This window comes from Pedobacter sp. 05T44, from assembly GCF_056395985.1.
The window spans coordinates 361028-373070 of the sequence record NZ_JBFTKO010000001.1 but is presented as its reverse complement, the minus strand read 5'-3'; the positions used below and the strand labels follow the sequence as shown (position 1 = coordinate 373070).

General features: G+C 37.8%; 10 protein-coding genes and 4 tRNA genes. 7 read left to right on the top strand and 7 right to left on the bottom strand.

All coding sequences use genetic code 11. The annotated features are described in order from the left end of the window. The first annotated feature begins 1 nt into the window (after position 1). Entirely contained in the window at positions 2-1879 is a 1878-nt protein-coding gene (locus AC1DDK_RS01500) for a RagB/SusD family nutrient uptake outer membrane protein (protein WP_172660515.1), read from the top strand. A gap of 329 nt (positions 1880-2208) precedes the next feature. After that, positions 2209-3549 carry an NADP-specific glutamate dehydrogenase gene (gdhA, locus tag AC1DDK_RS01495; protein ID WP_172660514.1) on the top strand — a complete coding sequence of 447 codons (1341 nt, stop codon included), beginning with the start codon at positions 2209-2211 and terminating at the stop codon, positions 3547-3549. 49 nt (positions 3550-3598) lie between these two features. Here the strand turns inward: gdhA and AC1DDK_RS01490 are convergent. The 5 genes from AC1DDK_RS01490 to AC1DDK_RS01470 all read right to left on the bottom strand — a co-directional run bounded on the left by AC1DDK_RS01490 (position 3599) and on the right by AC1DDK_RS01470 (position 4673). Then, a tRNA-Leu gene (locus tag AC1DDK_RS01490) sits at positions 3599-3683 on the bottom strand. 48 nt (positions 3684-3731) lie between these two features. Further along, positions 3732-3804 (bottom strand) — tRNA-Gly (locus tag AC1DDK_RS01485). A gap of 21 nt (positions 3805-3825) precedes the next feature. Further along, positions 3826-3910, bottom strand: a tRNA-Leu gene (locus AC1DDK_RS01480). Positions 3911-3975: 65 nt separating this feature from the next. Further along, positions 3976-4048, bottom strand: a tRNA-Gly gene (locus tag AC1DDK_RS01475). Positions 4049-4181: 133 nt separating this feature from the next. After that, entirely contained in the window at positions 4182-4673 is a 492-nt protein-coding gene (locus tag AC1DDK_RS01470; RefSeq protein ID WP_172660513.1) for a regulatory protein RecX, read from the bottom strand. Between the two features lie 238 nt (positions 4674-4911). Between AC1DDK_RS01470 and AC1DDK_RS01465 the strand changes: the two genes are divergently transcribed. The 4 genes from AC1DDK_RS01465 (at position 4912) to arsC (ending at position 9101) form a co-directional block, all read left to right on the top strand. Further along, positions 4912-5598, top strand: coding sequence for a substrate-binding periplasmic protein (locus AC1DDK_RS01465; protein ID WP_172660512.1), 687 nt, complete (start codon positions 4912-4914; stop codon positions 5596-5598). 73 nt (positions 5599-5671) lie between these two features. Then, on the top strand, positions 5672-8131 hold the full coding sequence (locus tag AC1DDK_RS01460; protein ID WP_337715218.1) for a bifunctional UDP-N-acetylmuramoyl-tripeptide:D-alanyl-D-alanine ligase/alanine racemase: 2460 nt from the start codon (positions 5672-5674) through the stop codon (positions 8129-8131). 19 nt (positions 8132-8150) lie between these two features. Beyond that, on the top strand, positions 8151-8741 hold the full coding sequence (locus AC1DDK_RS01455; protein ID WP_172660510.1) for a DUF502 domain-containing protein: 591 nt from the start codon (positions 8151-8153) through the stop codon (positions 8739-8741). A gap of 6 nt (positions 8742-8747) precedes the next feature. Beyond that, the gene (gene arsC / locus AC1DDK_RS01450) at positions 8748-9101 is read left to right on the top strand and encodes an arsenate reductase (glutaredoxin) (RefSeq protein WP_288880907.1); all 354 of its coding nucleotides are present in this window, start codon (positions 8748-8750) and stop codon (positions 9099-9101) included. Here the strand turns inward: arsC and AC1DDK_RS01445 are convergent. Together AC1DDK_RS01445 and AC1DDK_RS01440 are read right to left on the bottom strand one after the other, a co-directional pair. Then, positions 9098-9805 (bottom strand): LOG family protein, encoded by a 708-nt coding sequence (locus AC1DDK_RS01445; RefSeq protein ID WP_288880910.1) that lies wholly within the window; start codon positions 9803-9805, stop codon positions 9098-9100. The two genes, arsC and AC1DDK_RS01445, sit on opposite strands and share 4 nt — an antisense overlap. Before the next feature lie 20 nt (positions 9806-9825). Continuing rightward, positions 9826-11304 (bottom strand): sodium:solute symporter, encoded by a 1479-nt coding sequence (locus AC1DDK_RS01440; protein ID WP_477633771.1) that lies wholly within the window; start codon positions 11302-11304, stop codon positions 9826-9828. 117 nt (positions 11305-11421) lie between these two features. Here AC1DDK_RS01440 and recR point away from each other — a divergent pair, with 117 nt between their 5' ends. Next, positions 11422-12039 (top strand): recombination mediator RecR, encoded by a 618-nt coding sequence (recR, locus tag AC1DDK_RS01435; protein WP_172660506.1) that lies wholly within the window; start codon positions 11422-11424, stop codon positions 12037-12039. Positions 12040-12043 lie beyond the last annotated feature (4 nt).

Sequence of the window (12043 nt, the reverse complement as noted above, 5' to 3'; positions counted from 1 at the left end):
TATGAAACCTATAAATAGAAATACATACATATTTTCCATCGCTCTTATAACGCTGTTCGGATCAGGTTGTAAAAAGGATTTTCTTGCAGTAGATCCGCCGACGGCAATTAATGCTGATTTGGTATGGAAGGATCCTGCATTGGCACAAGCTTTTGTTACCGAGATATACAATGGATTAAATGTGGGGGGATTTGATGAGCAAATGTTGTCGTCAGTTTCCGACGAGTCACTTTTTACGCATCCAAACAGGGGAATCGATCTCGTTAATGCAAGTACCATTAATCCAACAACATTAGGGTGGGTTCATGTAACCTGGGGTTACGATCAGATGTATAATCGCATCCGTGCTTGTAATATCACGGTAGAAAAGTTAACAGGTACCGATAATGCAATTACTGACGAAGCTGTAAAATCGAAGTTGTTGGGACAGGCTTATTTTTTAAGAGCTTATTTTTATCAGCAGTTGTTGCGATACTACGGTGCTGTGCCGCTTATTACAAAAAGCTATGGACTTAATGATGATTATAAAGTAAAAAGAGCCACTTATGAAGAGTGTGTAAACTTCATTGTTAAAGATTGTGAGGAGTCTTTTAATCTATTAAAAGATCAAACAATGGTAAAGGGGCAAACTAATTCTTTGGCTGCTTTAGCGTTGAAATCACGAGTTTTGTTATATGCCGCAAGTGATCTGCATGATGTTCCTACGGCAAAATCAAAATCTACAGTGATTTCAAGTTATGCTAACCCAGAATTTTTAGGATATCTAACTGGTGATCGCAATGCACGCTGGAAAGCAGCACAAGATGCAGCAAAAGCTGTAATGGATGCCGGAACAGGGTATAAGTTGAACCTGGATGCAAAAGTATCTGTTGCTGAAGGACGTAATAACTATAAAAGTATAGCTATGGGTGGTGGTAGTAAAGCGCCGGGCATAGATATCGCTGCTGCTTCTGAGTTAATTTTTGCCAGATACTTTATAGATCGCAGTGACTTGCGCTATGGAAGAGCAAATGGACCAAATGGTTATCATAACTGGGCTGGTAACACCCCAATAGGCTTGCTTGTTGATGATTATGAGATGATTGATGGAACAAAATTTAGCTGGACAAATACTGCGCAGCAATCTGCTCCTTATCAAAATCGTGATCCACGTTTCTACGCAACTGTTTTATATGATGGTGCTGGCTGGAAACCAAGAGATAAAGTTTCAGGATCAGTAGATCCTGCTAACCAGATACAAACCGGTGAATATGACCTTATGGAGGACGGGAAAAAGATCCGTTTTAAAGGGCTCGATACAAGAGGTAGCTCCATTGAAAACTGGAACGGAAGCTGGACTGGCTATTATACACATAAATTTATAGATCCGGATCCGAATATTGTAGATGCTTCTATGCCTCAATTTGTGCCATGGCCATTCTTCAGATATACTGAGGCGGTAATGAATTATATTGAAGCCAGTATAGAGCTAGGCGATTTCGCTCCGGCTGTATTGTGGTTAAATCGTATTCGTTTCCGTTCAGGAATGCCTGCAATTGCAGGTAGTTCGAAGGAAGTTTTAACCGAAATTTATCGCCATGAGCGCAGAATTGAAATGGTATATGAAGAACAACGTTATCATGATACGCGCAGATGGATGATAGCACCTGCAACCTTGGGTAGGAAAGCGACTTACATTAAAGTGTCCGGTACTTTTAAAGCAGGTAAAACTATGTCTGAGCCTTATCATTATGATACTTCAGTTTATGATTATACATACACACCAACTGTAGAGACCGCACAGGAAAATCGCAAATGGGAAGATAAAATTTATTTCAGACCATTTAGCCGTGATGAGATCAACAGAAATAGTGAGTTGAAACAAAATCCAGGTTACTAATAACGCACTCAATATCGTGAGGGCTGTTCATCCAGAGCAGCCCTTTTTTTGATTTTATTTTGAATCGGCGCTTTTACTCTCTCTTCGTTGATTATTTCTGTAACATTAGCGGCGAGAATATAAAAATTGCTTGACCTTAATTGAAAAAAACATATTTTTATCCAGGAATCAAATAATAAAGGAAATGCAGCATGTTATAACACAATCAATAATTCAATATTGATTGTACTTTTCTATAAAGAATTTTCCGGTTACTTACGACTTCCAGGCTTAGTGCATTTTTATATGTTTAGGCCAAATTCATCATTTTTATAACATTTAAACTATCAATGGATTCATCGATCAAGACATTTATGAGTAAAATAGAATTTCGGAACGCACATGAACCGGAATTTTTGCAGGCAGTATATGAAGTAGCAGAATCAATAATACCCTTTAGTGAAAAGAATTCTAAGTATAAAATAAACAAGATTTTAGAAAGAATTGCGGAGCCGGAAAGGGTTATCATTTTTAGAGTGCCTTGGTTGAATGATAAAGGTGAAGTTGAAATTAATCGTGGGTTTAGGGTTCAAATGAACAGCGCAATTGGTCCATATAAAGGAGGTTTGCGCTTTCACCCATCTGTAAACTTAAGTGTACTTAAGTTCCTTGCGTTTGAACAAGTATTTAAGAACAGCCTTACCGGGTTGCCTATGGGTGGGGGTAAAGGAGGTTCAGATTTTGACCCAAAAGGGAAATCTGATGCTGAGGTGATGAAATTCTGCCAAAGTTTTATGACCGAATTATATCGCCATGTTGGTGCTGATATTGATGTTCCTGCCGGAGATATTGGTGTAGGGGCAAGAGAAATAGGATTTCTGTTTGGTCAGTATAAGCGCATCAGAGGCGAATTTACAGGGGTTTTAACAGGAAAAGGGTTTGAGTGGGGAGGAAGTTTAATTCGTCCTGAAGCAACTGGCTACGGTGTGGTATACTTCGTTGAAGAGATGCTGAAGCTGAAAGGTGATTCTTTAAAAGGAAAAAACGTTGTCATTTCAGGTTCTGGAAATGTTGCTCAATATACAGCAGAGAAATGTATAGAAGTAGGGGCAAAGGTATTGACCTTGTCAGATTCGGAAGGTTTTGTTTATGATCCTGATGGAATAGACACAGAAAAGCTTAAGTACATCATGGAACTTAAAAACAGTCGCAGAGGAAGAATTAAAGAGTACGCAGATAAATTTAACTGCCAATTCTTTGCTGGCGAGAAACCATGGGGTATAAAATGTGATGTGGCTTTTCCTAATGCTACTCAAAATGAGGTGAATGAGAACGACGCTAAGATTCTGGTAGAAAATGGTTGTCTTTGTGTTGCAGAAGGTGCAAATATGCCATCTACACCAGACGCTATTCATGTGTTCGAAAAAGCTAAGATCTTGTATGCTCCCGGTAAAGCTGCCAATGCCGGTGGTGTTGCCGTTTCAGGGCTTGAAATGTCGCAGAACTCACTTCGTTATTCATGGGATCGCGAAAAAATTGATATTAAACTAAAAATAATTATAGCTCAGATTCATCAGAATTGTGTTAAATATGGCAAAGAAGAAGATGGCTATGTAAATTATGGTAAAGGAGCAAATATAGCAGGTTTCGTTAAGGTTGCTGATGCAATGATAGCGCAAGGCATTGTATAATACACTGAGCCAATAAAAAAGCCTCTTTACATTTAGTAAAGAGGCTTTGTACTCAGAGCGGGAATCGAACCCGCACGACTTTTAAGGTCACAGGATTTTAAGTCCTGCGTGTCTACCAGTTCCACCATCTGAGCAGGTGAATAACCTTTTAAAATGAAATGCCTTCTACTGAAGGCATTTTGAGCGAAAGACGAGATTCGAACTCGCGACCCCGACCTTGGCAAGGTCGTGCTCTACCAACTGAGCTACTTTCGCGTTGGTATTGTTGTTTTATTGTACTCAGAGCGGGAATCGAACCCGCACGACTTTTAAGGTCACAGGATTTTAAGTCCTGCGTGTCTACCAGTTCCACCATCTGAGCATAGTCTTATTTCAATATCTGTTGAAATGATGACTGTTTACTTAAAAACCTGTAAAGGTTTTTAGAGCGAAAGACGAGATTCGAACTCGCGACCCCGACCTTGGCAAGGTCGTGCTCTACCAACTGAGCTACTTTCGCATTGGTTTCATTAAATCATTATCCAATGATTCCCTTTTTAAAACAATAATTAATAACCTTGTTTCCGTTTGGGATTGCAAATATAAATACTTTTGTATTACCGTCAAGTTATTTTTTATAAAAAATGCTGCGGTTAAGCTAAGCCATTGGTCTTTAGTACTTCCGAGATTAAATCGCTTTCAAAACCCTTCCCCATTAAGTAAGAAGTAAGCTTATATTTCCTCTTGTAATCGTCTTTTTCTTTAATGGAGGGTAACTTTTTATTCGCTAAAACGAGTATAGTTTCTAAATACTCATCATAATCTATTGTTTTCAGCGCGTTCAAAATCATCTTTTCAGTTACCCCTTTCAATTTAAGGCCCTGTTTGATTTTCATCTTTCCCCATTTCTTTATCTTAAATTTACCAGAAACGTAAGCCATCGTAAAGCGCTCCTCGTTCAAAAAGTTTGTCTGTATAAGTTCGGAAATAATTTCTTCAACCTCATTTTTCCAAAGCCCCCATTCATAAAGTTTGTTTCTGATTTCCTGCTGAGATCTTTCCTGATAAGCACAGTAGTGCTCAGCTTTTGCCAAAGCCGCTTTCTTATCTAACTTTACGGTTTGTTTTTTTGATGAATCGAGCATTTACAATATTACAAAATGTGCTTGTCATTAGTGTGATTTATGTTTAAACAAGAATTTCTTATTTAAGTGCGGTGTTTTTATCAAAATCTTCATTGGGCTGGGTTTTAATGTCTTGTAAATGAGTAAAAAGCGCTAATTATCTCAAACATTTTGTTTGTTTTAGGGTTTTTTTATTAAATTATTGCTGAAAAGGCGTATTTTAGCTTCGTTCGGATGTCATTTAGTTAACTCTCCTTCTATGGAACCAAAAAAAATATTGAAAGTCGGATTAGATTCTGCAGCGCCATTTCCTATGCATTCAGATTACAATTCTGAAAATTTTGAAGGTTTCGAAGTCGACTTAATGAAAGCCATAACCGAACATCTTGATCTGGAGGTAGAGTACGAAGTTTCATTATGGGCAACCATTCTCGAAAAGCTGTTTAAAGGGGAGCTGGATCTCATCTGCTCTGCAGTAACGGTTACACCCTCGCGGAGGCATATCCTTGAATTCAGTAATCCCTATCTGCATTTTAGATTATGTGCTGTAGTTAATAATGATGATGACATAAAGGACATAAATGACCTTAGAAATAAAACAATCGGTATCAGAGAAGCAACCGAGGCAGAGCGATATGTTCATGTTAATTTCCCGGGCAACAATATGGTACATGCCGAAACAAACAAAGAATTATACAGAAAGTTACAAGCAGGAAAAATAGACCTGCTTATCGATGATTCACCAATTGCAGGCGGGTTTTTACAAAAAAACAAAAAACTAAAAGTAGGGATGTATCTGCCTAAAACAGATTCTCAATATGCGATTGCCATGAAAAAAGGGGATACTCAGCTTCGTGATCAGTTTAACGAAGTTCTGGGTCTTTTAAAGGAGAATGGAACCTATCAGACGATTTATAAGAAATGGTTCACTGATATTCAGTTTTAGAAAAGCTCATATAAAGACCATACTTTTAGAACGAGCTCTCATTCATTTCTTTAAAAAAGTTTAATTTTGAGGCATGAGCAATCCCAATTATTCCATTTCTCTTATTGCCGGCATTTTAAGTGCAAAATCATACATAGCCAATGATCAGGCTATAATTACCAAATTGGTAATTGATAGCCGAAGCGTAATTGATCCGGATGAGTCTTTATTTTTTGCTTTGAATGCAAAAAGAAATGGGCATGAGTACCTTAAAGATGCTTATGCAAATGGAATTAAGAATTTTGTAATCAGTGATGAGGATTACATTGGTAGTTTTCCTGATGCTAATGTCCTGTTGGTTGCTGATGTATTAGTTGCGCTTCAAACTTTAGCAAAATACAACCGTGAACATCATACACTAAAAACAATTGCGATTACCGGAAGCAATGGTAAAACTATAGTTAAAGAGTGGTTGTATCAATTGCTTGCAGCTGATTTTAATATAGTTCGAAGTCCGAAAAGTTTTAATTCTCAAATTGGTGTGCCTCTTTCTGTATGGGAAATTGAAGAGAACCATACCATGGGGATATTTGAAGCAGGTATCTCCAAATCTGGTGAAATGGATAGCCTTGCCGAAATTATACAACCAACAATAGGTATTTTAACCAATATTGGTGAAGCACATGCAGAAGGTTTTTCTTCCGTTAAAGAAAAGCTGCTCGAAAAGTTAAAGCTCTTTAAAAATGCTGAGTTGTTTATTTATTCTCCGGAATATACTGAGGGATTAAGTTTAGATGATTTACCAGGCAAATCAAAATTCTCCTGGAGCTTTAAACAAAAAGCAGATCTACAGATTTTATTTATAGAGCCAATAGATGGCAGGAATTATATAAGAGCGAAGTTTAAAGGCGAAGAAATAGAGTGCTTAATTCCGTTCAGCGACAAAGCTTCTCTTGAGAATGGTGTTATTTGCTGGGCCACCTTGCTTGCATTGAATTACACACCTCAGCAAACAGATGCTTTGTTAGAAAAGCTGACACTTGTTAGCATGCGTTTGGAACTGAAAAATGGAATCAATCAATGTTCAGTTATTGATGATTCTTATAGTGCCGATATTTCCTCATTGGCCATTGCACTTGATTTTTTAAACCTGCAGAACCAGCACCCTAAAAAGACTCTTATACTTTCTGATTTGTATGAGACGGGGAAAAGTGATGAGGACCTGTATGCAGAGATATCCGCCCTGCTTAAGCAAAAGAATGTAAACAGGCTGATAGGGGTTGGACCCCATATTTCTGCCGCTGCAAAGCTATTTGATATGGAAACTTCCTTTTTTGATAGCACATTAGCTTTTATCGAGAACTTTCCATCTCTTCATTTTAGTAACGAAACTATTTTAGTTAAAGGAGCCCGCAGGTTCGAGTTTGCCCGGATCAGTAAACTGATTACCCAAAAGATACACGATACGGTTCTGGAGATCGATTTAAATGCGTTGGCAGGCAATCTGCAGTTCTATAGAAATAAAGTAAAACCTGGCGTTAAAGTTATGGCAATGGTAAAAGCTTTTTCTTATGGTAGTGGTAGTTTTGAAATTGCCAACCTGTTACAATACCATAAGGTTGATTATCTGGCTGTAGCTTATACAGATGAGGGAGTGGCGCTTAGAAAAGGAGGTATTTCTATGCCTATTATGGTAATGAGTCCTGAACCTTCTGCTTTCGACGCTATAGTTAAGCACAAGCTGGAACCTGAAATTTATAATCTGGATATTCTAAAAAGCTTTATCAGTTTTCTAAGTGAAAATGTGAAAAATTATCCCGTCCACCTCAAAATAGAAACAGGAATGCACAGGCTAGGTTTTGAAGAACCGGAATTGGCAGATCTTTTACAACAATTAAATGAAACCGAGAAAGTAAAAGTGATTTCTGTATTTTCTCATCTGGTTGGAAGCGATGACCCCCAACATGATGAATTTACGGCACATCAATTGGAAAGATTTACGGCCGCGGCAGATAAGATTAAGGATGGAATAGGCTACTCATTTATCAGGCATATTTCTAATACATCAGGGATTTCCCGTCACCCCGAGGCCCAATTGGACATGGTTAGACTTGGAATTGGACTGTATGGTTTTGACGGAGGGTTATTTCATAATAAAGGGCTCCAAACTGTAGCAGTTTTAAAAACTACAGTAACTCAGGTAAAGCCTATAAAACCTAATGAAACGGTTGGTTATAGCAGAAGGGGTGCTCTGCCCAATGGAGGCATGATCGCAACCGTTAAAATTGGTTATGCCGATGGATATAACCGTAAATTTGGAAATGGCGTTGGTAAAATGCTGATTAACGGTCAGCTTGTACCTACTGTTGGTGTGATATGCATGGATATGTGCATGTTGGATGTAACTGGTTTAGACGTGAAAACGGGCGATGAGGTGATCGTTTTTAATGGAAAGCTTACCATCTCTGAGTTAGCAAAACAAATAGATACCATACCCTACGAAATATTAACAAATGTATCTCAAAGGGTAAAACGAGTGTATTTTTATGAGTAGTTTTATCTAAGTTTGCATCATGAATAGAATTGGTAGGGCGTTGTTAAATTACCTTATTAAAGGGTTGTTGATTGTGCTGCCTATTGCACTAAGTATTTTTATTGTGATTTGGGCTGTTACTACGGTAGACAGCTGGTTAAATGTAAACAATATTCTCGGAGTAGATCCAAGAACCGGGGCAAGCAGAAATATTCCCGGACTAGGCTTAGCATTGGTAATTTCCATTATCCTGGCTGCAGGAATTTTTGTAACTAACTTTGTTACTGAACCAATGTACAACTGGTTTCAAAAAGCTTTAGACAGGCTTCCTGTGGTAAAGTTTATTTACTCATCTATTAAAGATCTTACTGAAGCATTTGTAGGCGATGAGAAGAAGTTTAATCACCCGGTGCTTGTAGAGGTTGAAGGAGATTTAAAGAGGATAGGCTTTCTTACTCAGGCTGATCTTAAATCAATAGGACTTCCTGGAGAGGCAATTGTTTATTTCCCATTTTCGTACTCTTTTGCCGGTCAGGTTTACGTTGTTAAAAACGAAAAGATTAAGTCGTTAAATATGAGTGCTGCGGATGCCATGAAGTTGGTTGTATCTGGCGGAGTTAGCCATTTCTAAAATAATATGATCAAAATTTATCATAATAATAGATGTAGTAAAAGCAGGTGTGCGTTAACTATTTTGGAAGATAGCGGAAAGGAATTTGAAGTGGTCAATTACCTGGAAACCGTTCCTACTGTTGAAGAATTGCAGACTATTGTCGGTAAATTAGGAATTGCTCCTCCTGAGCTCGTGCGTAAATCAGAAGCTCTTTATAAGGAGAATTATAAAGGGAAAGATCTTTCTGATGACGAATGGATCGCAGCAATGGTTGAAAATCCAATATTGATAGAACGTCCGATATTAGTTTCTGATGATCTCGCCGTTATAGCAAGACCATCAGAAAAAATTTATGACTTTCTTCAACAGCCTGTCTAGAAATTCGGTTTTAGAACATACTTCTCATAGAATCTGAAAATATGCTCGGTAGCCTCTTCGGCCGTATCAACTAGTCTGAATAGGTTTAAATCCTCTGCATGAATGTTATGCTCCTTGTTTAGCATAGTGCTGGTTATCCAGTCCACTAATCCACTCCAATAATCCTTACCTATAAGCACAATAGGAAATCTTGCAATTTTACCTGTTTGTATAAGTGTTATTGCTTCAAAAAGCTCATCCATGGTACCCATACCGCCGGGTAAAACAATAAAGCCTTGCGAGTATTTCATGAACATTACCTTTCTTACAAAGAAATAATCAAATTCAAGGAGCTTGTTATGGTCAATGTACTTATTGTGGAATTGTTCAAAAGGCAATTCTATATTTAGACCAACTGACTTGCCACCATTTGTATGTGCACCTTTATTCCCTGCTTCCATGATACCGGGTCCGCCGCCAGTAACAACTCCGTAGCCACGGTCTGTTAGCAGTTTGCCACACTCAACAGCTATTTGGTAATACTTATTTGTTTCAGCAGTTCTTGCCGATCCAAAAATGGTTACGCATGGGCCTATTTTTGCCAACTTTTCAAAACCGTCAACAAATTCGGCCATTATTTTAAAAATCTGCCAGGAGTCGGTAACTTTTATTTCCTGCCAGTTCTTGTTCTCAAATGCGCTTCTTATTTTCTCTTCACTTGTCATTCTAATAGGTATTATAATATTTAAAATTTGGTCTGGGTTGTAGTTTGTTTCCCAGTTATCCAAAGAAGTATAAACGTAATCAGGCCATTTAATATGATAAGCTCAAAACCCAGGGCGTAATTAAACCAGTTTAAAGAATTTATATCTATTATATAGCATAGTATTGGCGAGACGATACAGATATAAGGTACAAGCTTATCTGTTACAGCTTTTTTAGTCAGCATACCAAAACCGAATAATCCTACCAATGGACCATAAGTATATCCGGCTGCTTTGAATATCGCGTTCACAACAGAATCGTCATTAATGAGTTTAAAAACCATGATCACAAGAACCATTAATATTGAAAAGCCAACATGCACATAATGTCTTTTACTTACCAGTTTTGGGTCGTTTTGATCAGCCTTTTTATCGAAATGTAAGAAATCTACGCAAAATGAAGTGGTTAAAGCAGTCAATGCCGAGTCCGTTGTCGCAAATGTTGCAGCGGTTAATCCGAGCATGAAAATAATGCCGGGAATAACATTCAGGTAATTTAACGCAATTTCAGGGTAAAGGTGATCTGGCGTTTTTAATGCAGCCACATCAATTCCATTTTTTGCTGCAAATAGGTACAATAAAGCGCCTACACTTAAAAAGAAGATGTTCATTACAACAAAAACCGCAGTAAAGGTGAACATGTTTTTTTGCGCTTCACCTATTGTTTTCATGCTCAGGTTCTTTTGCATTAAGTCCTGATCAAGCCCAGTCATGGCAATGGTTACAAAAATACCCCCAAGGAATTGTTTAATAAAGTGCGTTTTACTGCCCATAAAATCTTCCCAAAAGAAGATTTTTGAATAGCTGCTGTTTTTTACCRCTTCAAAAGTGCCGGCAATATCCAGGTTTAAAGACCTTGCAATAAAAATGATAGATAGCACCACAGACAGGAGTAAGAATACGGTTTGTAAGGTATCGGTAATGATAATGGTTTTTAATCCTCCCTTATGGGTATAAAGCCAGATAAGCACCAGACAGATAACGATGGTGAGCCAAAAAGGGACATTCCAGGCATCGAATATGAATTTTTGCAATACGATAGCAACAAGGTAGAGTCTGAAAGATGAGCCAATAGTACGCGAAACTAAGAAGATAACAGCACCACTCTTATAACTCCAAAAGCCTAAACGCCTTTCAAGATAGGTATATATAGAAATGATGTTTAACCTATAATATAAAGGCAATAGTACCGTGGCGATAATGACAAAACCGACAGCATTACCCAGTATAAACTGGAAATAGCCAAACTCGCTTTTACCTACCGCTCCGGGTACGGAAATGAAAGTAACGCCGGAAAGAGCCGTTCCAATCATTCCAAACGCTACCAGGTACCATTTTGAATTTCTGTTTGCTATAAAAAATGAAGCGTTGTCGGAGTTGTTTCGGGATGTAAAATAGGATACACCTATTAGCAGTGCAAAGTAACCGAGCAGAAAAGACAAAAGTATAATTGGACTCATTTTTTATGATTAGTTAAGATTCTAAATGTAAGAAACCCTCATGAGTTTCTACTTATAAAAATTAAATATCAGGAGATAAATATAAATTTACATTCACAATTTATCTAAGTTTGTAAGATGAACTTTTCTTCTAAATTGCTTGAGGACGCTGTTAACGAATTTTCGAAGTTACCTGGCGTTGGACAAAAGACAGCTTTAAGGTTGGTTCTGCATTTATTAAATAAAGAGCAGGAGGAAGTGGAGCATTTTGGAAATGCAATTGTAAGGCTTAGAAAAGAAATTAAGCACTGCGGCATTTGTCATAATATTTCTGATAACCATATTTGCGAAATATGCTCAGCACCTAAGCGCGAAAAGGAAGTGATTTGTGTAGTAGAAGATACCAGAGATGTTATGGCTGTGGAAAACACTTCTCAATATTTTGGCGTTTATCATGTGCTTGGCGGTTTAATATCTCCAATGGATGGAGTAGGACCATCTGATCTGTTTATTGATTCATTGGTACAGCGGGTCGCTACAACTCCCGTAAAAGAAATAATACTGGCACTTAGCGCCACAATGGAAGGTGATACTACACTCTTTTATTTGTATAAACGGCTTAAAGATTTTCAAATACCAATTACCACGATTGCCAGAGGAATTGCCTTTGGAGGTGAGTTGGAGTATGCTGATGAGATCACACTGGGAAGGTCTATTATTACCAGAGTACCTTATGAAAACTCATTAATTAAATAATTAG